The 23,843-nt window shown below is 30.2% G+C and carries 20 protein-coding genes; 3 read left to right on the forward strand and 17 right to left on the reverse strand.

Annotated elements, in window-relative coordinates; all coding sequences use genetic code 11:
* Positions 1-16 precede the first annotated feature (16 nt).
* Entirely contained in the window at positions 17-1,381 is a 1,365-nt protein-coding gene (locus CD56_RS06115; protein ID WP_047208509.1) for a nicotinate phosphoribosyltransferase, read from the forward strand.
* Here the strand turns inward: CD56_RS06115 and ispG are convergent.
* Genes ispG through CD56_RS06140 form a run of 5 tightly spaced genes read right to left on the reverse strand, consistent with a single transcriptional unit; the run spans position 1,378 to position 5,277 of the window.
* Complete coding sequence (gene ispG, locus CD56_RS06120; RefSeq protein WP_047208510.1) at positions 1,378-2,448, reverse strand: flavodoxin-dependent (E)-4-hydroxy-3-methylbut-2-enyl-diphosphate synthase; 1,071 nt, start codon at positions 2,446-2,448, stop codon at positions 1,378-1,380. The genes CD56_RS06115 and ispG overlap by 4 nt on opposite strands.
* Before the next feature lie 57 nt (positions 2,449-2,505).
* Positions 2,506-4,350, reverse strand: a complete 1,845-nt coding sequence (locus CD56_RS06125; protein WP_047208511.1) for a primosomal protein N' — start codon at positions 4,348-4,350, stop codon at positions 2,506-2,508.
* Positions 4,347-4,817, reverse strand: a complete 471-nt coding sequence (locus tag CD56_RS06130; protein WP_047208512.1) for a type II secretion system protein — start codon at positions 4,815-4,817, stop codon at positions 4,347-4,349. The genes CD56_RS06125 and CD56_RS06130 overlap by 4 nt, the downstream gene beginning before the upstream one ends.
* Entirely contained in the window at positions 4,818-5,057 is a 240-nt protein-coding gene (locus CD56_RS06135; protein ID WP_012661889.1) for a hypothetical protein, read from the reverse strand.
* Positions 5,044-5,277 carry a hypothetical protein gene (locus tag CD56_RS06140; RefSeq protein WP_012661890.1) on the reverse strand — a complete coding sequence of 78 codons (234 nt, stop codon included), beginning with the start codon at positions 5,275-5,277 and terminating at the stop codon, positions 5,044-5,046. Before CD56_RS06140 ends, CD56_RS06135 begins: the two co-directional genes overlap by 14 nt.
* A 154-nt stretch (positions 5,278-5,431) precedes the next feature.
* Here CD56_RS06140 and uvrB point away from each other — a divergent pair, with 154 nt between their 5' ends.
* A complete protein-coding gene (gene uvrB / locus CD56_RS06145; protein ID WP_047208513.1) occupies positions 5,432-7,405 on the forward strand; it encodes an excinuclease ABC subunit UvrB in 1,974 nt (657 codons plus the stop codon).
* Between the two features lie 15 nt (positions 7,406-7,420).
* Here the strand turns inward: uvrB and efp are convergent, their stop codons facing one another.
* The 8 genes from efp to pheS are packed head-to-tail and all read right to left on the reverse strand — an operon-like array spanning position 7,421 to position 17,257.
* Entirely contained in the window at positions 7,421-7,990 is a 570-nt protein-coding gene (gene efp / locus CD56_RS06150; RefSeq protein WP_039618934.1) for an elongation factor P, read from the reverse strand.
* Positions 7,991-8,050: 60 nt separating this feature from the next.
* Positions 8,051-9,631 carry an alpha-ketoglutarate reductase / D-3-phosphoglycerate dehydrogenase gene (locus tag CD56_RS06155; RefSeq protein ID WP_039618935.1) on the reverse strand — a complete coding sequence of 527 codons (1,581 nt, stop codon included), beginning with the start codon at positions 9,629-9,631 and terminating at the stop codon, positions 8,051-8,053.
* On the reverse strand, positions 9,628-10,107 hold the full coding sequence (locus tag CD56_RS06160) for a hypothetical protein (RefSeq protein WP_047208514.1): 480 nt from the start codon (positions 10,105-10,107) through the stop codon (positions 9,628-9,630). The genes CD56_RS06155 and CD56_RS06160 overlap by 4 nt, the downstream gene beginning before the upstream one ends.
* Before the next feature lie 6 nt (positions 10,108-10,113).
* Positions 10,114-11,781, reverse strand: a complete 1,668-nt coding sequence (locus CD56_RS06165; RefSeq protein WP_047208515.1) for a 30S ribosomal protein S1 — start codon at positions 11,779-11,781, stop codon at positions 10,114-10,116.
* Between the two features lie 55 nt (positions 11,782-11,836).
* Positions 11,837-12,673 (reverse strand): 4-hydroxy-3-methylbut-2-enyl diphosphate reductase, encoded by an 837-nt coding sequence (locus CD56_RS06170; protein ID WP_039618941.1) that lies wholly within the window; start codon positions 12,671-12,673, stop codon positions 11,837-11,839.
* The gene (gene aroA, locus CD56_RS06175; protein WP_047208516.1) at positions 12,658-13,950 is read right to left on the reverse strand and encodes a 3-phosphoshikimate 1-carboxyvinyltransferase; all 1,293 of its coding nucleotides are present in this window, start codon (positions 13,948-13,950) and stop codon (positions 12,658-12,660) included. Before aroA ends, CD56_RS06170 begins: the two co-directional genes overlap by 16 nt.
* Positions 13,947-16,277: a phenylalanine--tRNA ligase subunit beta gene (gene pheT, locus CD56_RS06180; RefSeq protein WP_047208517.1), complete on the reverse strand. Its 2,331-nt coding sequence runs from the start codon at positions 16,275-16,277 to the stop codon at positions 13,947-13,949. The genes aroA and pheT overlap by 4 nt, the downstream gene beginning before the upstream one ends.
* Positions 16,274-17,257 carry a phenylalanine--tRNA ligase subunit alpha gene (gene pheS / locus CD56_RS06185; RefSeq protein WP_373274314.1) on the reverse strand — a complete coding sequence of 328 codons (984 nt, stop codon included), beginning with the start codon at positions 17,255-17,257 and terminating at the stop codon, positions 16,274-16,276. Before pheS ends, pheT begins: the two co-directional genes overlap by 4 nt.
* Before the next feature lie 93 nt (positions 17,258-17,350).
* Between pheS and CD56_RS06190 the strand changes: the two genes are divergently transcribed.
* A complete protein-coding gene (locus CD56_RS06190; protein ID WP_039626806.1) occupies positions 17,351-17,716 on the forward strand; it encodes a histidine triad nucleotide-binding protein in 366 nt (121 codons plus the stop codon).
* Positions 17,717-17,733: 17 nt separating this feature from the next.
* On the opposite strand, the gene pckA is transcribed toward CD56_RS06190, so the two are convergent.
* Genes pckA through CD56_RS06210 form a run of 4 tightly spaced genes read right to left on the reverse strand, consistent with a single transcriptional unit; the run spans position 17,734 to position 23,843 of the window.
* On the reverse strand, positions 17,734-19,308 hold the full coding sequence (gene pckA, locus CD56_RS06195; RefSeq protein WP_039642058.1) for a phosphoenolpyruvate carboxykinase (ATP): 1,575 nt from the start codon (positions 19,306-19,308) through the stop codon (positions 17,734-17,736).
* Between the two features lie 10 nt (positions 19,309-19,318).
* Complete coding sequence (locus CD56_RS06200) at positions 19,319-21,103, reverse strand: biotin/lipoyl-containing protein (protein ID WP_047208518.1); 1,785 nt, start codon at positions 21,101-21,103, stop codon at positions 19,319-19,321.
* Between the two features lie 58 nt (positions 21,104-21,161).
* Positions 21,162-22,496: a sodium-dependent transporter gene (locus CD56_RS06205; RefSeq protein ID WP_047208519.1), complete on the reverse strand. Its 1,335-nt coding sequence runs from the start codon at positions 22,494-22,496 to the stop codon at positions 21,162-21,164.
* Positions 22,497-22,505: 9 nt separating this feature from the next.
* Positions 22,506-23,843: a sodium-dependent transporter gene (locus CD56_RS06210; RefSeq protein ID WP_047208520.1), complete on the reverse strand. Its 1,338-nt coding sequence runs from the start codon at positions 23,841-23,843 to the stop codon at positions 22,506-22,508.

Genomic DNA, 23,843 nt, shown 5'->3' on the forward strand with positions numbered 1-23,843 from the left:
TAGTAAAAATCCTTATATGAATTCTTCATTATTATGTGATTTTTACGAACTAAGTATGGCTTATGCATATTTTAAGCAAAATATGCATAAGCAAATTGTTTATTTTGAAGTTTTTTTTAGAAAAGCTCCTGATAATGCTTCTTATGCTGTTTTTTGTGGACTAGAGCAAATCATAAATCATATTAACCATTTTTATTTCTCTCAAAGCGATATAGATTTTTTAAAAAATACTCACAAATTTGATGATGATTTTTTAAATTACCTTTTAACCTTAAAATTTAGTGGAGATATACTAAGCGTTAAAGAAGGTGAATGTGTTTTTGCTAATACACCTTTAATGATTATCAAAGCACCTGTAATAGAGGCTTTATTGTTAGAAACTTTCATACTTTTAACTCTAAATCATCAATGTCTAATTACCACTAAAGCTAGCAGAATTGCTCAAATTGCAAAAGAAAAACTACTCTTAGAATTTGGTTCTCGTAGAGCCCATGGAGAAAGTGCGGCTTTAAATGGTGCTAGAGCTGCTTTTGTAGGTGGTTTTCATGCAAGTGCTTGTACTTTAGCTGGAAAAAAATTTGACATTCCTATTAGCGGAACCATGTCTCATGCTTGGGTACAAATGTTTGATGATGAGCTAAGTGCTTTTAGAGCATATTGTCAAATTTATAAAGATAATATAAGTCTTTTGATTGACACTTATGATTATAAAAATGGTATTGAAAATGCTATTTTAGTTTTTAATGAATTAAATGCGCAAGATTCTATGCAAAATTATTCCATTCGTATTGACTCAGGAGATTTGTTTAAGATCTCTAGATATATTAGAAAAAAACTAGATCTTGCTAGCTTAACAAAATGTAAAATCATAGCTAGCAATGCTTTAGATGAGTTTATCGTAGAAAAATTACTAAAAAACAAAGCTCCAATCGATGCTTTTGGCATTGGAGAAAAGCTTATTACTTCGGCAAGTTCGCCTATTTTTGGAGCTGTTTATAAGCTTGTTGCATTAGAAAAAAACAATCAAATCATCCCTAAAATAAAAATCAGTGCAAGCTCAAGCAAAACAACCTTACCGCATTTTAAAAAACTTATAAGGTATTATAAAAACAATAAAGCAAGTTTTGATATTTTATATACACATGATGAGAGTATCAAAAATTATCAAGGTTGTACATATAAAAATTTACATGAGCTTATTTTTAAAGATGGAAAATTAGTTTATGAGCTTCCTAACTTGAAAAATATTCAAGAATATCATAAAAAAAGTATTGATGGTTTAGATTTTAAACTAAAAAAACTTCAAAATCCAAGTATTTATAAAGTAAAAATTTCTAAAAAATTACAAAATATGCAAAAAACTCACTTAGAAAAAAATTAATCTTTTTCTCTAAGTTTTACCTCATCTTCTACTTCAAGTAAAAATCTATCTACAAGCTCATCTTCTTTTAATTTTGCCACCACTTCACCATGTCTTATAACTAAACCTTGATTTTTTCCAAAAGCAATCGCCACATCAGCACCTTTAGCTTCACCCAGAGCATTTACAACACAACCCATAACACTTATATTTAACGGCTCTTTTATATGTTTGGTTTTTTCTTCTACTATTTTAATCGCTTTAATCAAATCACTTTGAATTCTTCCACAAGTTGGACATGAGATGATATTTACTCCACTCTTTTGCACTCCACTATCTTGCAAAATAGCCCTTGCTACTTTGATCTCTTCTTCAAGCTCTCCTGTCATAGAAACTCTCATCGTATCGCCTATACCTTTTAGAAGTAAACTTCCTAAAGCAATCGAGCTTTTAACCGTGCTATGAAATTTAGTTCCTGCCTCAGTAACTCCTAAATGAAACGGATAATCACAAAGTGGTCTTAGAGCCTCATAAGCTTTTATAGTATTTTGCACATCTGAAGTTTTCATAGAAATTTTAATGTCAAAAAAGTCTAAATCTTCTAGTAATTTTATATTATACAAAGCACTCTCAAGCATAGCTTCTATATTATAACCATACTTATCGCTAAATTGCTTTTCTATAGAACCATGATTTACCCCTATTCTAATAGGAATTTTTCTTTGTTTACAAGCTTGCACCACTTCTTTGATATTTTCTTTTGAGCCTATATTTCCTGGATTAATTCTCACCCCATCGATAAATTCAGCGCAAAAAACTGCTAACTTGTGATTAAAATGTATATCCACTATTAAAGGCAAGGGACTTTTTGCTTTGATTTCTTTTAAAGCTCTTGCATCTGCCATATCCAAACAAGCTAAACGCACTATATTCGCACCGGCAAAATAAAGCTTGTTAAGCTGCTCTAAACAACCTTCAATATCTCTTGTTTTGGTAAAAAGCATAGATTGCACCGAAATAGGAGCATCACCACCTATTAAAACATCACCTACTTTTATTTGTCTTGTTTTGTATCTTTGATATCCCATCGTAAACTCACTTTTTTTGTTTTATTGTATACTTTTTTGACTTTGCAAAAATTAAAATCAACTAAAATCAACTGGATCTATATCACAAGTAATATTTTTAAAGTCTAAAACAAAATGCTCAAATTTTACAAGTTCTTGATGAGTATTAGCACGCAATAATACATAAAAACGCCATTTCTTATTTAGCATTTCAATACCACAAGCACCATGTCCTACTAATTGCACTTGTTTTAATTCTTGAACTTTATTAGCTATAAATTCACACAAATTTAAAGCTTTGTTTTTATCCTCATCTTCAATAATTAGCCTTAAAAGTCTTTTAAATGGAGGGTAAAGCCCGCTTCTAGCATTTAATTCATCTTTTAAAAAACTATCATAATCTTGTATATATTTTTCAAAAAAAGATCTATTCTTAGTTTGCAAAAGCACCCTACCCTCACCCTTTCGACCTGCACGACCTGCTACTTGCATAGCAAGAGCCAAAGTCTCTTCCAAAGCTTTAAAATTAGGTCTAAATAAATACTCATCAAGCCCCAAAATCACACTCAAATCCACATTATGATAATCATGTCCTTTAGCAAGCATGGAAGTACCTACTAAAATATCAATTTTCTCTTGGTTAAAATCTTTTAAAATCATATCAAGCTTTTTTACACTGCTAATCTCATCACTATCAAATCTTTTTATGATAGGATTAAACTCAGCTAATTCTTTTTCTAAGAGCTCACAAAGCTCTGCTGTACCCATTTTTTTAGCTTCAAGCATAACTCCATTGCAAGTTGGACAGGTTTGATCGATTTCTTTAGTAAAATTACAATAGTGGCATTTTAATGCATTTTTATTTTTATGCAAACTCAAAGCAATAGAACAAAAAGGGCATTTAATGGTATTAGCACATTCTTTGCATAAAATTTGTCTAAAATTTGCCCTTGTAGGTAAAAATACCACGGCTTGCTTTTTATTTCTCAAGCTAATTTTTAATTCTAAAAGCAATTTTGATGAAACACTAAGCTCACTCTCATCGTATAAAAACTGCTTTTTGCTTTCAAAGAAAGTTCCTTTAAGTCTAAAACAAGGATGTTTATAAAAACTTACAACACTTGGAGTAGCAGAACCTAAAAGAACTTTTATATGCATTTTTTTTGCTATAAATAAAGCCAAATCTCTTGCATTGATTTTTGGATTATTAGAAGCTTTATAAGAATTATCATGCTCCTCATCAATAATAATCAAACCTAAATTCTCAAAAGGTAAAAACAAAGCTGACCTAGCTCCCACTACTAAAAGAGCTTTTGAATTTGCTAAATCTTGCAAACATTCTTGCTTTTTTTTCTTAGTAATTTTAGAATGCCACAAGAAAAAATGCTCGTCAAAATACACTTTTAATCTTTTTTGCATTTGTGGAGTTAGAGCGATTTCTGGCATTAAAAGTAAAACTTGCTTTCCTTGCTCTAAATATTCTTTTATCAAGCTAATATAAATTTCAGTTTTACCACTTCCTGTATCACCAAATAGCAAACTAGTTTGTTTGGTTTTTATAAATTCCAAAGCCTCTTGCTGATTTTTACTTAAACTAGGTGTTTTTTCTATATGAATTTTTTCATTTTTATACTCTTTAATACTTTCAAACATACCCAAAACAAAAGCTATTTTACTAGCATAATAATAAGCAATAAATTGAGCAAGTTCATATTGGTATTGTGTTAGTTTAAAACCTGTTTTTTCTTTTATAGCTTGAGTTTTAAAATCAGGCTTTGAGCATTTTTGCAAAATTATAGCTTTGAGATTTTTTTTTCTTGCAAGATCAACTACTACCTCATCTAAAATTTCAAATTCTTCCTCACTTTCATAAGTTAAGGTATCTAAATAATATCCTTTAATAGCAAGTTGATAAAAATTCAAAACCCATAATCCTTACAATTTAAACTCACACATTCTAAAAAAACTTTTTCACTATTATAAGAAAAATCTATGTAATTTTTAGAATTTATAAAAAATCTATATTGAGTATTTGCTATTTTCATCCACGATTTTTTAGATGAAATGATTGGTTTTTCTAAAACGCTGTAAGTACATTGTTTTGTATTTTTATGATTTTGAGAACTAGAACATACAAATAATTTTTGGTTTTCACTATTTATTAAAGCTTCATCTAAAATTACTGGAAAATCCTTACTTTCTTTAAATAAAAACTGATTTCTAAGTAAAGACAAAGAAGCATTGATAAGCTCTACCTCACTTTTTATCTGAATGAGTTTAGCATCGTTTTTTCCAAAAGAAAAATACGGATAAGCAATTACACTAAGAATAGCAATAATCATCATACAAAAAACAAGCTCTATCAAAGCAAAAGCTTTTTTTGTTTGCATTTATTTTATTTCTTCATCGATAGTATTGATAAGTTTATTGAGTTCTTTTTTTAAGATATAGTTTTCGTAGCTAAGTTTTACAAAAGCATTAATGAAATTTGCAAGCTCTATCTTGCCTGTGCCTCCAGAAATTAAAGCAATTTCATCTTCAAGATGATTTGCAAATTCATTACTGCATGTTACAACAAAGTCTTTTGCATAGACATTAATTGTAACTTTTCTTTGGTTATTGTTTGCCAAGAACTGCCTCTATTTTTTTGATCACATCTTCGCTTTCAATATTTTTATTTTTAAGCTCTTCTTCTAAGCGTGCAATTTGATTGTTTTTAGCTTCATTTTGTGCTTTTACACTTACTAATTCATTTCTTAAATTTTCATTGATTTCACATACTTCATTATATTTAGCCAAAAGCTCATTTACTTTATCTGTCATTGTGTTGATTATTCTTTCATCATACATATTTTCTTGCCTTTATTGATTTTATATTTAGAGTATTTTAAACACATAATTGTAACAAAAAAAAATTTAATTTTGCATAGCTTTTTGTTTTAAAATTTAAATTTTTACAAAAAATTTTGTGTAAAATTAGCAAAAATACAAGTTAGGAAAATTTATGTTTGAACTTACTAGTGATTTTAAGCCAAGTCCTGATCAAAAACAAGCCATTGATGGTATAGTAAAAAGCATTAAAGCAGGTAATAAATACCAAACCTTGCTAGGTGTTACAGGCAGTGGAAAAACTTTCACTATGGCAAATATCATTAAAAACTTAAACATGCCCACTCTTATCATGAGTCACAATAAAAGCTTATGCGCGCAACTTTATAGTGAATTTAAAGGCTTTTTTGCAAATAATCATGTGGAGTATTTTATAAGCTATTATGATTATTATCAGCCAGAAGCTTATATACCAAGAACGGATGTGTTTATAGAAAAAGATAGTTCCACTAATGAAGATTTAGAAAGATTAAGACTAAGTGCAAGTGCTTCGCTTTTAAGTTATGATGATGTTATTTGTATAGCTAGTGTTTCGGCAAATTATGGTTTAGGAAATCCAAGTGAGTATGTAGGTATGGTTTTAATTTTAGAACTAAATATGCAAATTTCACAAAAAGAACTTTTAAAAAAACTTGTAGATATGGGTTATAAACGCAATGATAATTTCTTTGATAGAGCTGATTTTAGAGTAAATGGAGATATAGTAGATATATATCCAGCTTATTATGAGGATGAAGCTATTAGACTTGAGTTTTTTGGCGATGAGCTTGAGGCGATGTATCATTATAATGTCTTAGAAAATAAAAAAGGTAAAGATTTAAAAAAATTTATACTTTACCCAACCAGTCAATTTAGTGTAGGTGAGGCTAGGCTTAAAGAGGCTATAAAAGGCATAAAAGCTGAATTAAACGAACGCCTTGCTTATTTTGAAAATGAAAATAAACTCGTAGAAGCACAAAGGCTAAAACAAAGAGTAGAATTTGACCTTGAAATGCTTCAAAGCACTGGCATGTGTAAAGGAGTTGAAAATTACGCTTTGCATTTAACAGGACTTAAAAGCGGTGATACACCTTATACTCTTTTTGATTATTTTGCCATTAAAAACCAAGACTTTTTAGTCATTGTAGATGAATCCCATGTATCTTTACCACAATTTCGTGGGATGTTTGCAGGGGATAGAAGTAGAAAGCAAACTTTGGTTGATTATGGTTTTCGCTTGCCAAGCGCCTTAGATAATAGACCTTTGATGTTTGATGAATTTATTAATAAAAATTGTAAATTTTTATTTGTTTCAGCTACACCTGCGCCTTTAGAACTAGAATTAAGCAAAGAAAATATTTTTTATCAAATCATGCGTCCAACAGGGCTTTTAGATCCTAAAATAGAAATCAAAGATAGTGAAAATCAAGTAGAAATTTTATACGATGAAGCTAAAAAAGTTATAGAACGCAATGAAAGAGTTTTAATAACCGTTTTAACTAAAAAAATGGCTGAAGAGCTTAGTAAATACTACTTAGAACTTGGCTTAAAAGTAAAATACATGCATTCAGAAATTGACGCAATAGAGCGTAATGAAATCATCCGTGGTTTAAGAAGTGGTGCTTTTGATATTTTAATCGGAATTAATCTTTTAAGAGAAGGACTTGACTTGCCTGAAGTTTCTCTTATAGCCATTATGGATGCAGATAAAGAAGGCTTTTTAAGAAGCACCACTGCACTCATTCAAACGATGGGACGTGCTGCTAGAAATGTCAATGGAAAAGTTTTACTTTTTGCCAAAAAAATCACAAAATCTATGCAAGAAGCTATCGATACTACCAATGAAAGAAGGACTTTACAAGAAGCTTATAATAAAAAACACAACATCACACCAACATCAGCAAAAAGAAACATAGAAGAAAGTTTAAAACATGAACTTGAGCAAGGAGAAATTTATCGCAAAGGCAAAGAACTTGAAAAAATGCCTGCAAAAGAACGTGCTAAAATAGTAAAAGAATTAAGAAAACAAATGTTAGAAGCAGCTAAAAATCTTGAATTTGAAAAAGCGGCAATGCTTAGAGATGAGATTAATAAATTAAGAACTTTATAATCCCTTAATAAGGGATTATTTATTTGCTCTTTCTATATATTCTCCACGCACAGTATCAACACGGATTACTTCCCCTTCTAACACATGGAAAGGAATTTGTACTACTGCACCTGTTTCTAAAGTAGCTGGTTTTTTGTTTGAACCTTGAGTGTCACCTTTGAAATTTGGTGCTGTTTCGATAATTTTAAGCTCCATTACTTGAGGTACTTCCACACCGATTGCTTTTCCATTGTGAAATAAAACATCCACCATGGTTCCATCAAGCATCCATTTTTTAGCTTCACCCACATCTTCATCACTAATTGCAACTTGCTCATAAGTTTGAGTATCCATAAATTGACAATTTTCACCATCATCATATAGATATTGCATTTGTTTTTCTTCTAAATTTGGAGATTCGCATTTATCTCCTGCATGGAAAGTTTTTTCTAAAACCTTACCATCGATAAAAGATTTAATTTTAATACGTACAAAAGCAGGACCTTTTCCTGGTTTTACGTGTTGATATTCTACGATTTTAAAAGGAATACCATCAATTTCTATTTTTAAACCTTTTTTTAAATCTCCCATTCCATAAGAAGCCATATATTTTCCTTAATTTTAAAATTAAAAAATAATTGTAACAATTAAGGCTTATAAAAAGCCTTAAATTTCTGCATATTCTGCAAAAATACAAGCATCAACTGCTCTTAATTCTTCAAGCAAAGCTTTTGAAATTTTTGCATCAAGCAAAATCACAGCTAAAGCTTTTCCAAAGCCATTTCTACCAAGTCTAAAATCAGCTATATTGACATTATTTTTAGCTAAAATTCCACTAACATTAGCAATAACTCCTGGTATATCATTATTGTTTAAAATTATCATTTTCCCTTTTGGTTTAAAATCTACATCAAAGCCATTTAACTCTACTATCCTTTGTTCATTTTCACCAAAAATAGTTCCTGAAATAGAAAGGTTAGAATTATCTGTGATTACTTTTATAGTGATTTTATTGCTATAACCACTACTTGGCAAAATACAAGAAGAAAGTTCTACGCCCTTATCTTTAGCTACAAAATGTGCGTTAATATAATTAATATTTTCACCTAAAATACCTCTTAAAACACTCACTGTTGCAAAAGTTAGTAAAGACTCATTATACTCGCTAATTTGTCCTTCACTTTCAAGTTTAATAGCCTTAATAGGAGTTTTATCAAGCTGAGCAGCCAAAAAGCCCATTTTAGAAATAAGCTCAATATAAGGTGCTACAAAACTTGGCAAATCTTCAGTTTTAATTGGTAAATTTAAAGCATTAGGATAAGAAATTCCTCTTGCAGCATTTAAAGCTTGCTCGCATGCTTGGATAGCTATATTTTCTTGACTTTCTAAAGTATTTGCACCAAGATGAGAAGTAACAGAAACATTTTCAAAGTCTAAAAATGGATGATTGGTTGCAGGTTCTTTATTAAATACATCAATACCAAGCCAAGCTATTTTACCACTTTTTAACCCCTCACACAAAGCATCTTCATTATAAAGACCACCTCTGGCACAATTTATCAATCTTACGCCATCTTTCATTTTAGAAATTTCTTCAAAAGAAATCATATCTGTTGTTTCTTTTGTTTTTGGTGTATGTATGGTAATAAAATCACTTTGAGTTAAAATTGTATCTAAAGAATTCACACATTCAATACCCAAATCAGTCATTTTAGAAGCTACCACATAAGGATCATAAGCTATAACTTTCATACCAAAAGCTTTTGCGCGTACAGCTACTCTTGAACCTATATTACCAAAACCTATAACCCCTAAAGTTTTGTTCATAAGTTCAACACCATACCACTTTTCTCTTTCCCATCTTCTTTGTATTTTTAAAAAATTATGAGCATTGACAAAAGATCTTGCAGAGCATAATAGATGATTCATAGTAAGTTCAACTGCTGCTATAGTATTAGCCGTTGGTACATTCATTACTATAATGCCTTTTTTAGAGCATTCATCTATATCAACATTATCAACCCCAACACCTGCTCTAACTAAAGCTTTTAAATTAGAACATGCATTGATAAATTTCAAATCCACATCTGTTGAACTTCTAGTAATAGCTACATCCACATCACTTAATTTTGTTAAAAGCTCATCTTTAGGTAAATGCGCTGCTTCAATAAGTTCTACATCATCAGCTTTTCTTAAAAGTTCCACACCTTTGTCTAATATTGCATCACATACAATAATTTTTTTCATAACCAAACCTCCTTTAATTTTGCATTTATGTTGTAAATTTTTAATTTGTCGATCAGTGCGTTTAAAACTTTTTCATTATTTGTATCTAAATAAATTGCCACTTCATCTTTGCTTTGTGTTAAAGTGTATTTGATAAAAAAAGAATGCAATGTTTGCTTTAAACAAAACATAGAATAAACATCATTTTTATTTACATCAAGCATATAAAATTTTTGTTTTGGTTTTACTACAGAATCATCCATATTAAAACTCATATAAAATTCATTCGCTGCTGGAGAAAAATCATTAATTTTAAGATTTGAAAGCTTATCTTGCCAAGTTTGCGGCAATTCTTTTTTTATCTCATCAAAAGAATATTTAATATTTTGTGAGACAGGTAAATTTCCAACATTTACATATCTCACCATAAAAACAAAAGCAACAATCAAAGCTAGGCTTAAAAAGCCTAAAATACCATAAAGGGTATATTTTTTCATTTGTTATTAAGAAAGTTGATCTTTGATAATATCACCTAAAGTTACTTTATCATTATCATTGATTTCGTTTAACGCTTCTCTTTCTTTCATTCTTGCAAGACTTTTTACGCTTAAACGAATTCTATTTTTCTTTTCATCAATGAAAACAATTAAAGCTTCTATTGTATCGCCTACTTTTAAACTTGAAAAATCAATATTACCTAAATCTTCTTTGTGAATTAGTGCATCAACACCCTCTTCAAGCTCTACAAAAACTCCAAAATCCTTAATATCTCTAATTTTTCCTGAGATAATATCATTTACTTGGTGTTTTTGCGCATAAACTTGCACAGGACTTTTTTGCAATTCTTTAGTGCTTAAAGAAATTTTTTGATTTTCTTTATCTAATTTGATGATTTTAACTTCTATAACATCACCAACTTTATACATATCTTTACATTTATCGTTTCTATTCCATGAAGCCTCTTCATTATGCAATAAACCTTCTAAGTTTGCAATTTTTACAAAGGCTCCAAAATTAGTCACAGAAGTAACACTACCTTTTACCACATCACCTACTTTATGTGATTTTAAAAACTCATCAAAAGGTTTTGCTAATAAATTTTTTAATGAAACTCTAAGTCTTCTTTCTTTAGCATTAATCTCAATCACTTCTACATCAAGCTCTTGGCCTTCGCTAATATAATCTTTTGGGTTTTTAGCATTTTTATCCCAAGAAATTTCACTTATATGTAAAAATCCTTCTATATCATTTCCCAAATCAACAAAAGCACCATATGGCTCTATATTTGAAACTGTAACCTTAATAGTGTCACCAACCTCTAAACCATCTTTAATTTCATCCCAAGGATCAGGCATAGCAAGTTTGATAGATAAAGAAAGATGTTTTTTATCTTTATCATATTTAATCACTTTTACAGGAACCTTATCACCCTCATTATATAATGAACTAGGATTTACTGGCCCTTTATAAGAAATTTCACTATAGTGAACCAAACCATCAACACCGCCTACATCAACAAACATACCATAGGTAGTGATTTTTTTAACAATACCTTCTATAATTTCTTCTTGATTTAACACATTTGAGATAATCTCTTTGCGTTTTTTTCTTTCTTCATCTACTATTTTTTTTCTAGAAACTACTATGCTTTGAGCTTCTTTATCAATTTTGATGATTTTAACTTTGAAAGTTTTGTTGATGATGTTATTTGAATCTTTAAAGCTACTTTGTGATTTTGGCAAGAAAAATTCTACTCCATTTTCATCCACAGCCACAAAGCCACCTCTATTTTTACCAATGATTTTTACATCAAACATACTTTCATCATCTTTATAATTATCGATAAATTCTTTAACTTTTTGCTTTCTTAAAGCTTTTTTATGAGAAAGTAAAGATCTGCCACCGCGAGAACCCACTATAGCAACTTCTAATGTATCGCCTTCTTTGAAGATAAATTCGCCTTTGTCGTTTTGAATTTCTTCTATTGCTAAAATACCTTCTGATTTTTGCCCTACATTTACAAATACCTCATCGCCTTTAATCGCGACAATTATACCCTGTGTAGTTGCCTCCTCATCAGACTTGAAAGATTCCTCAAGCATTTGCTCAAAATCTTCTTCTATGATAATATCCTCTAGTCTGTTTTGAACTTTTTTGTTCACCTCGCTCATCGTGGTCCTTTGTTTTAAATTTTAATTCTTGATTATAGTATTGTTTTCTTTAAACTTAGTTAATTTTGGTGTATTCTTTGATTTTTTCCAAAACCAAATCAATCACCCAATCAGGTGTAGAAGCACCCGCGCTAATACCACATTTTTCTTTGCCACTAAACCATTCTTTTTGAATTTCTTTTTCATTTTCGATTAAATAGCTATTCTCACAGTAGTTTTTTGCTATCAAAAAAAGTTGCTTAGTATTAGCTGAATTTTTTCCTCCAACTATTATCATTACATCACTTTTTTTAGCAAGCTCATTGATTGCTTCTTGATTTTTAAAAGTCGCATCGCATATGGTATTAAAAACACGCACTTCCTTAACCCTAAGCATTAAAAAATTCACAATTTCCATAAATTTTTCTATCTTTTTTGTAGTTTGTGATACCACTGCAATTTTAGAAGGCAATTTAATATCAAGCAATTCTTTTTCATCAAGCACTACATAAGCCTTAGTACTTACATAACTTCTTACCCCTTTTACTTCAGGATGATTTTCATCTCCAAAAATCACAACTTCATAGCCTTCATTGCTCATTTGCTCACAAATTTTTTGAGGTTTAGTCACAAAAGGACAAGTTGCATCAAAAATTTCTATATCTTTTTGTTTTAATTTTTCTAAATCTTGCTTTGTGATACCATGAGTTCTAATGATAGCTTTTTTTTCTGTGCTTAATTCATTAATATCATTTAATGTTTTAACATTATAATTTTTCCAAAGTCTTGTGATTTCTTCATTATTATGGATTAAAGGACCTATGGTAGCTGCATCTTTAATCTGTTCAGCCTTTTTAATAGCTCTTTTTACCCCAAAACAAAATCCATAGCTTTTTGCTAGTTCAATCTCCAAATTTTAGCTCCTATTTGCTTTAAAATCTCAATAAAATTTGGAAAAGAAGTTTTAATACATTCACTATCATCTACTTCCATTCCACATCTTAAACCTAAAATTAAAAAACTCATCGCAATTCTATGATCTCCAAAGCTTTCTATTTTAGCACTTTTAGCTTCGCCGCCTTCTACTTCAAAACCATCTTCAAATTCTTTTACCTTTATGCCACATTTTTGCAAATTTAATACAATTGATTTGATTCTATCGCTTTCTTTTACGCGCAATTCTTCAGCATTTTTTATAACGCTTTTTCCCTTTGCACAAGCAAAAGCTATGGCCAAAGCTGGAATTTCATCAATCAACCATGCGATATTTTCACTCACATTTACCGCCTTTAAAGGCGCACTTTCAACACAAATTTCTCCAATACTTTCAAAATCTTCATTGGTGATATTATAAGTGATCTTTGCACCCATTTTTTCTAAAATTTTAAAGGCTTCAATGCGTGTTTTATTTAACAAAACATTTTTTAAAACTACTTTTGAATGAGGTAAAATACAAGCAGCTAAGGCAAAATAAAAGGCCGATGATGGATCATTTGGCACACATACTTCAAATGCTTTTAATTTTTCTTTTAAAGGATTGATTTTGATAAAAGTTTTATCCTCATTTAGATATTCAATGCAAGCTCCCATTTTATTAAGTATAATCTCACTATGATCTCTTGAAAGCTCAATTTCTTTAAAATAACTTTCTTTTTTGGCAAATAAAGCTGCTAAGATTAAAGCTGATTTTACCTGAGCTGAAGCAATATTACTACTAAAATCAAAACCATCCAACTTAGCTCCTTGTATACAAATAGGTGCTAAATTTGCATTAGCTCTTCCATAAATTTTAGCCCCTAAACTCATCAAAGGCTCACTTACACGTCTCATCGGCCTAGCATTTAAATAACAATCCCCACTAAGTACAAAAATTTCATCTTCAATAGCGCTTAAAAGACCTATTAAAAGTCTCATAGCTGTACCTGAATTGCCACAATCTAAAACACAATTTGGAGATTTTATATATTTTGGAGCTTTAATGCAAATTATCCCATCAATTTCTTCAACCTCAGCTCCCAAAGCTTGAATAATTGCTAAAGTATGTAAAGTATCTTGGGCTTTTAAATAATTTTTAATTTTGCAAGTTCCTTGAGTAAGCAAAGAAAAGATAGCAAAGCGATGAGATATAGACTTATCAGAAGCTATATCTTCAAGCTCTGCTGCAAAAGAACCAATAGGACTGATTTTCATCGAAGTTTTAAACCATGCTCATCATCTAAAGCTTTGATGATTTTATCAATATATCCAAGAATAATATTATCTTCTAAGGTTTTTTCAAAATCTCTAAATACTAAATTAATAGTCAAGCTATAAAAATCGCCTAAATTCTCATCTGTGTATAAATCTACCACTCTAAAACTTTCTAATCTTTCAATATCTAATTTAGCAATAGTATGTTTGATTTTTTCATATTCAAAACCCTTAGGTATAACTATACTTAAATCCCTGCTCATAGATGGAAATTTAGAATAAGCTTTAGCGGTTTTAAAATCTTGTTTTAAGCCTTCTAAATCAAGCTCACAAATATAAGTTTTAGTCAAATCTCTTTTATTTTCTATACTTAAATGCACTCTGCCTATAAACCCTATACGCTTGCCATTTTTATATACATTTGCTTGCTCATATGGGCTTAAAAATGCATATTCTGATTTTTGCAAACTAAACTCACCTATAATGCTTTTTAATTCTGCTAAAAAAGTATAAAAATCTACCAAAACAGGCTTGGCCTTATTTGTAATTTTAGCTTCTTCTTTGTAGCCACTAAAGATCATTGCAAATTTAGCATGCTCGTTTGAAAACTCATCAAAAACACTACCACACTCAAAAAGTTTGATTTTCTTTTTTGAATTTCTTAGATTAAAACTTGCTGCATTTAAAAGATGATTTATCAAAGTACTTCTTAAAGTATTAAGCTCATTAGTGATAGGATTAATAAGCTTATTTTTAATGCATTTAAATCCTAATTGACTTAATTCTTCTTCATTATCTAAAACATAATGCACACTTTCAAAATATCCATTACTACTTGCTTTTAATCTTAAATTTTTAAGCTCTTGATAATCAAAATATACCTTATTTAAGCGATTTTTTTCTTTAAATTCTAAAGCTTTTGATGGGATATTGTCAATGCCAATAATTCTTACTATCTCTTCGCTAATATCAGCTATATTTGCTATATCACTGCGATGAAGTGGGATTTTGATATTAAATTGTTCATCATTTACCACACTTATTTCAAAGCCTAGTTTTTTAAGAATTTTTACTAAATTATTTTTATCTATAGGCATACCAATGATTTTATCAATCTCTGCACCAAAAATACCAATAATATTTGCTTCATTTTCTTTAAAAACTTGTTGGCTTCCTGAAAAAACACTTATAGCATTAATCTTCAAGCACTCATTAAATAAATATTCCATTCCCAAAGAAAGCTTAGGCTCACTACCTCTTAAAGAACGATATATAGTATCATTTTTCTTTTTATAAAAGGCTATTGCATTTGCTATAGTTTGAGGATGAGTATAACTTGCTTCTATAATAATGATTTTACTTTCATCATTGATTTTAAATTTATCTTCTTGCTCTATACCTGCTAAAGCAATTAATTCATCATTATAATAAACCCCATATTCCCCATGCTTTTGAGTTTTAATTTCTAAAACAATCTTTTCATCGATTTGACATTCTTTACAAAGCTTATGAAAATCATAAGCACAAAAAATCACCCCACTTGCATGAGTTGCATAAGTTAAAAGATTTTCTATATTATTATTTTTATATGCTTCAATCAAGGCAAGGCGAATTTGTATCGTGATATTTAACTTAAATTCTTCTTTAATCTCTAATGCTTTATAAGCAAAAAAGCCTTCAACATCACTTTGATTTTTAACACTTAGTATTCTTCCTATACCTACGCTATTTTCGCTTTCTTTTAAAGGATTTAATTCTTTTAAATTTAAATCAAGTGCTGCACTTAAATCTCTAGCAACACCATATAAACTCAAGCAATCTCCGCGATTTGGAGTAAGTTCTATTTCAATTAATTCATCATTAAAAAGTTCATAATCATTTAAAGCTTTTCCTAGAACTAATTCTCCCATGCTTTCATCTAAAACCATAATACCTTCATTGCTTTTTCCAAAACCAAGCTCACTAGAAGAGCAAATCATACCCATAGATTCAACTCCTCTAAGTTTGGCAGGTTTTATCTCAAGTCCATTTGGAAGTACGGCACCCACTAAAGATACGGCTACAAATTGATCTTTATCAACATTTTTTGCTCCACAAACAATTTGTAAAATTTCATTCCCAACATCTACTTTACAAATATTCAATTTATCTGAATTTTCATGTTTAACTTTTTCTAAAACCTTACCTACTACAACTTTTTGGGGAGCTTTAACACTTTTGAAACTATCAACTTCTAATCCTATAGAATTTAAAGTATTTACTATAGTTTGTGTTGATATTTCACTTAAGTCAATCCATTCATTTAACCAATTTCTACTAATAATCATCTAAATTGCTCCAATAATCTTAAATCGCCTTCAAACATAGAACGCAAATCAGGAATTTTGTGTAAAAGCATGGCAAAACGCTCCACACCCAAACCAAAAGCATAGCCACTTACATTTTTATAACCAACAAATTTATAAACATTAGGATCAACAACGCCACATCCTAAAACTTCAAGCCATCCTGTTTGCTTACAAACCCTACATCCACAACCTTTACAAAACACACAAGAAATATCTACTTCAGCAGATGGCTCTGTAAAAGGAAAAAAACTGGGTCTAAAACGCACTTTTACATCACCAAACATATGTTTTAAAAAGTGTTCTAGCATATCTTTTAAATTTGCAAAATTGACTTTATCTCCCTCTTCTACCACAAGTCCTTCCACTTGATGAAACATAGGCGTATGGGTAATATCAAAATCTCTTCTAAAAACTGCACCTGGTGCTATCATTCTAATAGGTGGCTTTTGAGATAGCATAGTTCTAATTTGCACTGGAGAAGTTTGAGATCTAAGCAAGGTTTTATCTTCAAAATAAAAAGTATCTTGCATATCTCTTGCAGGATGATTTTGTGGTAAATTTAATGCTTCAAAATTATGAAAATCATCCTCAATCAAAGGCCCTTTTTCTATACTGAAATTTAAAGCTGTAAAATATTCTATGATTTTATCCATAGTTTGCATGATTGGGTGCAAAGCACCTGCATTTGAAGTTTCATCAAAAAAGCTAAAATCTTGCACATCTTGTTTCATTTTTTCATTTAAAGCTTTTTCTTCTAATTCTTTTAATTTTATTTGATAAGCTTCATTAAATTCATCTCTTGCTTTATTTAAACCATTAGCAAATTCTTTTTTTTCTTCACCTTGCAAATCTTTTAACTTTGCAAATTCTAAAGTCAAAATACCTTTTTTTCCCAAAACACTTACTTTTATATTTTCAAGTTCTGCTAAAGTATTTGCAGAAGCAATTTTTTCTAACATATCTTGCAATTTTAGCTCCAACTAAATTTTTTTTAAACATTCTAATGTAAAATTATTTAAAATTAGCAAAAATAATAAAAAAAGGACTATTAAATGAGAGAAAAAACCGTATTTGAATTAATCGTAGAAGGAAAAATTCCTGCTAATAAAGTTTTAGAAAGTGAAAAATTTTTAGCTTTTCATGATATCAATCCTAAAGCACCTATTCATATTTTAATCATTCCAAAAGAGCATTTTGAAAACTTTCAAGAATTAAGACCTGAATTAATGAGCGAAATGACACAATTTATCCAAGAACTAGCTACTCTTTTAGGACTAGATAAAAGTGGGTATAGATTAATCACAAATTGTGGAAAAAATAGCGGACAAGAAGTTTTTCATTTACATTTTCATATGTTAGGTGGATTTGAGCTTCCAAAAAATAAAGAAACCCAAATCAATCCTGAATCACTATTCTAAAAAGAGCTTAACTCTTTTTAGATAGCAGGACCAGCTAATTTAAATTCTGCTCCTTCTTTTACATCTTCATAGCGTTTGAAATTTTCTATAAACATTTTCGCAAGCTTTAATTTAGTTTCTTCATAAGCTTTTTTGTCCTCCCAAGTATTAATAGGATTTAATAGCTTACTTTCTACACCTGCTAACTCTTTTGGAACTGCAAGATTAAATAAATCATAGTTTTCAAACTCACAATTTTGTATGCTACCATCTAAAATCGCATTAATGCAAGCTCTAGTAGCTTTTATACTCATTCTTTTGCCTACACCATAAGCTCCACCGCTCCAACCGGTATTTACCAAATAAACATTCACATTATGCTTGCTAATTTTTTCGCCCAAAAGTTTTGCATAAACAGTTGGGTGTAATGGCAAAAACACTTCCCCAAAACAAGCCGAAAAAGTCGCAACAGGCTCAGTAATACCTCTTTCAGTTCCTGCTACTTTAGCAGTATAACCACTTAAAAAATAATACATTGCTTGTTCTTTACTAAGCTTACTAACCGGAGGTAAAACACCAAAAGCATCTGCTGAAAGGAAAATGATATTGCTAGGATGACCCGCACTAAGGCTTGGCTCGTGATTTAAAATATGTTCTATCGGATAAGAAACTCTAGTATTTTCAGTTTTAGAACCATCATTAAAATCAACACTTAAATCATCTTTTAAAACTACATTTTCTAAAAGTGCATTTTGCTTTATAGCTCCATAAATTTCTGGCTCACTTTGAGGGTCAAGATTGATACATTTTGCATAACAACCTCCTTCAAAATTAAACACACCCTCATCATCCCAACCATGCTCATCATCGCCTATTAATTTTCTTTTTGGATCGGTTGAAAGAGTGGTTTTGCCTGTACCGCTAAGCCCAAAGAAAAGTGCCACATCGCCTTTTTCTCCGACATTAGCGCTACAATGCATAGGAAGTTTATTTTCTAGTGGAAGCCAATAATTCATCATAGAAAAAATTCCTTTTTTCATCTCTCCGCCATACCAAGTTCCACCAATTACTGCTATATTTTTTTCTATGTTAAAAATTACAAAAACCTCTGAATTTAAACCATCTTTTTCATAGTCTTCATTCGCACATTTACAAGCATTATATACCACAAAATCAGGTTTAAACTCTTTAAGATCTTCTTCTTTTGGGCGAATAAACATATTTTTTACAAAATGCGCTTGCCATGCAATTTGCGTTACAAAACGCACAGCTTTACGACTTTTTAATGAAGCTCCACAATATGCATCTTGAATATAAATATCACTATTACTAAGTTGCTTTTTAGCTTTTGCTAAAAGTTTTTCAAATAATTCCTCACTAATAGGTTGATTAATCTTACCCCAAGCAATATATTTTTGTGAAGGATCTTGTTTTACAAAATATTTATCCTTAGGACTTCTTCCGGTAAAAATTCCCGTATCCACACTAAAGGTACCATTTTTAGTACATACACCTTCATTGTTGTTTTTTTCGTGCTTTAAAAGCTCATCATAACTAAGATTATGAAAAACTTGTCCGATGTTTTCTAAACCTAAATTTTCTAAACCTATCATTTTTGCCTCCTTATTTATAAGTCATTAAAGCTTGGCCTTCACTTACACTCTCACCAGCATTTACTAAAAGTTCTGCGATTTCTCCATCTTTACTTGCGCTAACCTCAATTTCCATTTTCATAGCTTCAAGTACAGCTACAACTTGCCCTGCTTTTACACTATCATTTTCTTTGACTAAAATTTTAAATACATTTGCATTCATACTCGCAACGATGGCATTAGCACTATCATCTACTTGTGCCTTTTTCACTTCTGTTTTGTCTGAATTTACCTTGACAGCACTTTTAACATTAACATCTCTATCAAAACCTGCACTTACTTCCACATGGTATTTATTACCATTAACTGAAACGGTAAATTGATTTTCATTAACAAGACTTGGTTTTAATTTGCTATTTTTTCTAACATTAACCTTAGCTTCGCCTTTTAAGAAAGCTATGCCTTTTTCTTTACAAGCTGCAACGATAAAAATATTTTCTTCACTTGTTTCTAAATTTTCTTTTTCCAATAAGTTTTTAATATAAGCTATGCTTTTACTCTCATCTGCATCAGCAATATCTGTGGCTAATTTTATAGTTGGTTCTAATTTTAATTGCTCGCTTGCAAGCTTAATTACTTCAGGATCTGGCGCAACAGGAGTTTTTCCAAAATATCCCAAAACCATCTTACCATACCCATCTGCGATTTTTTTCCAAGGACCAAACATTACATTATTAAAAGCTTGTTGAAAATAAAACTGCGATACAGGAGTAACCGAAGTACCATAGCCACCTTTTTCTACTACTTCTTGCATGGCTTTTATAACTTGAGGAAATTTATCTAAAATATTATTATCTCTCATCATTTGTGTATTAGCAGTTAATGCCCCACCTGGCATAGGTGAAAAAGGTATTAAAGGATTTACCGCTGTTGCTTCAGGTGGTAGAAAATAATCTTTTAAGCAATCTTTTAACACTTCTTCATATTTTAAAATTTTCTCTTCATCCAGACCAAGATCAAAATTACTTCCCTTTAGAGCATGAAGCATAGTTAAAATATCAGGCTGAGAAGTACCACCGCTAACAGGAGCAGCAGCTAAATCTATACCATCAACACCTGCCTCTAAAGCTGCTAAATAGCATGCTATACTCACCCCTGCAGTTTCATGCGTATGTAATCTTATATGCATATTTTCAGGCAAGTTTTTTCTAGCCATTTTAATAACTTCATAAATTTTATTTGGATTTGAAGTTCCACTTGCGTCTTTAAAACAAATACTATCAAAAGGAATTTGTGCTTGTAGGATTTCTTTTAAAATTCTTTCATAAAAAGGTACATCATGTGCACCTTTACATTTTGGAGGTAAATCCATTAAAGTAATAGTAATTTCATGTTTTAAACCATGCTTAACTATACATTCTCCACTAAATTTTAAATTATTTACATCATTTAATGCGTCAAAATTTCTTATGGTGGTTGTGCCATGTTTTGCAAACATTTTTGCGTGCAAGTCAATAATTTCTTTACTACCTGTATCAAGTGCTACGGTATTAACCCCTCTTGCAAGAGTTTGTAAATTTGCTTCTTTTCCAACGATGGCTCTAAATTTATCCATCATTTCAAAGGCATTTTCGTTTAAATAAAAAAATAGGCTTTGAAACCTAGCTCCACCGCCAAATTCAAAATGTTTAATGTCTGCTTCTTTAGCTGCTTCTAGGGCAGGAAAAAAGTCATTCATTAAAACTCTAGCACCATAAACAGATTGAAAACCATCTCTAAATGTGGTATCCATTACATCAATTAACTTTTTAGCCATAATTTTTCCTTATTTTTACATCTTTGAAATTATAACTCTACTTTCTTAAAAAATAAATTTATAAAATTTGATTTAACATAATGATAATAATCGCAACAGGCGCAACAAATCTAAGTAAAAAATACCATACTTCAAAAACAGCCTTACTCATAAATTTAGAAAATAAATTATAGATTTTCATTTTATCTACAAAAAATCCCACAAAAATAGCACTTGCAATAGCTCCAAGTGGGAGCATAAAATTAGAAGTTAATTTATCTAAAATATCAAAAAAACTTAAACCAAAAAAGCTAAAGCTAGCTCCATAACTAGCACTAAAAGATAAAATACAACTCATCCCTAAAAGAAAAACCACAAAGCCTATAAAAACCAAAGCTTTTTTTCTTGAAATTTTATATTCATTCACAAGATAAAAAGTAAAAGGTTCTATCATAGAAACTGCTGAAGTAATCCCTGCAAAAAATAAAGCCAAGAAAAAATAAAAGGCTAAAAAATGCCCAAAAATAGTGCCTAAATTAGAAAACAAAGTTGTTAAAGATATAAATACAAGTCCAGCACCTTCTGCGGGATTAGCATTAAATTTAAATATAAAAGTAAATACAATAAGCCCCATCATTAAACCTATGCTAATATTTAAAAGTACAATTACAATTGAACTTGTAATTAAATTTGTATCATCTTTTAATGAAGCTGCATAAGTAGTAATACAACCTATACCCAAACATAAAGTAAAAAAAGCAAGACCTAAAGCTGTTAAAACAGAGTTTAAACTAAGCTTAGTAAAATCAGGATAAAACAAATAAGCAAAAGCTTCCTTAAAACCATCTTGAAAAAAACAATACACTAGCATTAAAACAAGCATGATAAACAAACTTGGCATAATCCAAACATTGAGTTTTTCTATACCACTTTTAACCCCTCTTGAAACAATAAACAAGGTAAGAAAAAAAGCAACCAAAAAATACAAACTACTTTCTAAAATACTATTTTGTATTAAATTTCCAAATAAAACTCCTGCTTCTTGGGTATTGCTAGGCAAATAATAAATCGAAGTTATCATGTATTTTAAAACCCAACCCATAATAACAAGATAAAAAGATAATACAAAAATTCCACCGAGCATAAAAAATCCCGCAAATTTCCATTTTTGAGCATATTTAGTTGCCAAGCTTTTATAAGCATTAACAGGATCACTTTGACTTAATCTTCCCATAGCAATTTCAGCCAAAAATACGCAAAATCCTATACTAATAGTCAAAAGCAAATACAAAAGCACGAAGGCAAAGCCTCCATTTTGCCCTACTAAGGTTGGAAATTTCCAAGCATTTCCAAGTCCTATAGCCCCGCCTGCAACGGCTAAAACAAAACCTATTTTAGAAAATTTATCATTCATATTAATGCCTTAGAAAAAAAGCTGTCTAGCCATGATTAAAATCACTGCTAATGGAGAAATATATCTTAAAAAGATATACCAAATTTCAAAATATATCCCGCGCATAAATGGTTGAAATAAAATTTGTAAAGCTTCTTTTTTAAGCACAAAACCCACAAAAAATGCTGTAATTAAAGCAGAAATTGGCATTAATAAATTTTGTATGAAAAAGTCTAAAATATCAAAAAAACTTTTTCCAAAGAAATTTAAACTTGGCGCACTTACATGATAAAAAGAAAGTATAGATAAACTTCCAAGAAAATAAACAATCATACCCACAAAAACCAAAGCTTTTTTTCTTGAAATTTGATAACGATTTATAAGATAAAAAGTAAAAGGTTCTATCATGGAAATAGCCGAAGTAATTCCTGCAAAAAACAATGCGATAAAAAAGGCTATAGCTAAAACATTTCCTAAAAATCCTAATTTTGCAAAAAGTGTTGTTAGTGATATAAATATAAGCCCTGGACCTTGTTGGGTAGGATCAGCTCCAAATTCAAATATAAAAGTAAATACAATAAGCCCCATCATTAAACCAATGATAGTATTAATAATAATAATATTTAAAGCACTACTTATAAAATTTGTTTTATCAGGCAAGCTTGCTGCATAAGTTAAAATCACACAAACACCCAAAGACATACTAAAAAATGCAAGCCCTAGTGCATCTAATATAGAATTAACACTTAATTTTGAAAAATCAGGCACAAATAAAAACTCACTCGCTTTAGAAAAACCATCCATACTAAAAGAATACCCAAGCATTAAAATAAGTAGTATAAATAAACTTGGCATCATCCAAACATTGAGTTTTTCTATACCACTTTTAACACCTTTTGATACTACATAAAAAATCACTATAAATACAAAAGTAAAACATATAAATTGAGATAAAACATCATTAGAAAGTAAATTTCCAAAAATAGCGCCTGCTTCATTTGTATCTTTAGGTAGTTCAAAAAACCCAAAATAAGCATATTTTGCTATCCAACCTATAACAACACTATAAAAAGACACTAAAATAATAGCACCAAGCATAAAAAATCCCGCAAATGACCAAGCTTTTTTGTTCTTTGGTGCTAAAGTATGATAAGCATTTACAGGATCTTTTTCGCTAAGTTTTCCTATGCTAAGTTCGGCTAAAAATATCACAAAAGCCACACCTAAGGTTAAAAGCAAATACACCACTACAAAAGCTGATCCGCCATTATTACCCACTAAAGTTGGAAACTTCCAAGCATTTCCAAGCCCAACAGCTGAACCTGCCACTGCTAATACAAAACCTATTTTAGAAAATTTTTCATTCAT

This window comes from Campylobacter lari, assembly GCF_001017575.1.
Classification (GTDB): Bacteria; Campylobacterota; Campylobacteria; order Campylobacterales; family Campylobacteraceae; genus Campylobacter_D; species Campylobacter_D lari_C.

Excerpts from the sequence above, each read along its gene's own strand:
- CD56_RS06115 (WP_047208509.1), top strand. The coding sequence starts at position 17 with ATGAATTCTTCATTATTATGTGATTTTTACGAACTAAGTATGGCTTAT.
- ispG (WP_047208510.1), bottom strand. The coding sequence starts at position 2,448 with ATGGGATATCAAAGATACAAAACAAGACAAATAAAAGTAGGTGATGTT.
- CD56_RS06130 (WP_047208512.1), bottom strand. The coding sequence starts at position 4,817 with ATGCAAACAAAAAAAGCTTTTGCTTTGATAGAGCTTGTTTTTTGTATG.
- CD56_RS06140 (WP_012661890.1), bottom strand. The coding sequence starts at position 5,277 with ATGTATGATGAAAGAATAATCAACACAATGACAGATAAAGTAAATGAG.
- uvrB (WP_047208513.1), top strand. The coding sequence starts at position 5,432 with ATGTTTGAACTTACTAGTGATTTTAAGCCAAGTCCTGATCAAAAACAA.
- efp (WP_039618934.1), bottom strand. The coding sequence starts at position 7,990 with ATGGCTTCTTATGGAATGGGAGATTTAAAAAAAGGTTTAAAAATAGAA.
- CD56_RS06155 (WP_039618935.1), bottom strand. The coding sequence starts at position 9,631 with ATGAAAAAAATTATTGTATGTGATGCAATATTAGACAAAGGTGTGGAA.
- CD56_RS06160 (WP_047208514.1), bottom strand. The coding sequence starts at position 10,107 with ATGAAAAAATATACCCTTTATGGTATTTTAGGCTTTTTAAGCCTAGCT.
- CD56_RS06165 (WP_047208515.1), bottom strand. The coding sequence starts at position 11,781 with ATGAGCGAGGTGAACAAAAAAGTTCAAAACAGACTAGAGGATATTATC.
- aroA (WP_047208516.1), bottom strand. The coding sequence starts at position 13,950 with ATGAAAATCAGTCCTATTGGTTCTTTTGCAGCAGAGCTTGAAGATATA.
- pheT (WP_047208517.1), bottom strand. The coding sequence starts at position 16,277 with ATGATTATTAGTAGAAATTGGTTAAATGAATGGATTGACTTAAGTGAA.
- pheS (WP_373274314.1), bottom strand. The coding sequence starts at position 17,257 with ATGTTAGAAAAAATTGCTTCTGCAAATACTTTAGCAGAACTTGAAAAT.
- CD56_RS06190 (WP_039626806.1), top strand. The coding sequence starts at position 17,351 with ATGAGAGAAAAAACCGTATTTGAATTAATCGTAGAAGGAAAAATTCCT.
- pckA (WP_039642058.1), bottom strand. The coding sequence starts at position 19,308 with ATGATAGGTTTAGAAAATTTAGGTTTAGAAAACATCGGACAAGTTTTT.
- CD56_RS06200 (WP_047208518.1), bottom strand. The coding sequence starts at position 21,103 with ATGGCTAAAAAGTTAATTGATGTAATGGATACCACATTTAGAGATGGT.
- CD56_RS06205 (WP_047208519.1), bottom strand. The coding sequence starts at position 22,496 with ATGAATGATAAATTTTCTAAAATAGGTTTTGTTTTAGCCGTTGCAGGC.
- CD56_RS06210 (WP_047208520.1), bottom strand. The coding sequence starts at position 23,843 with ATGAATGAAAAATTTTCTAAAATAGGTTTTGTATTAGCAGTGGCAGGT.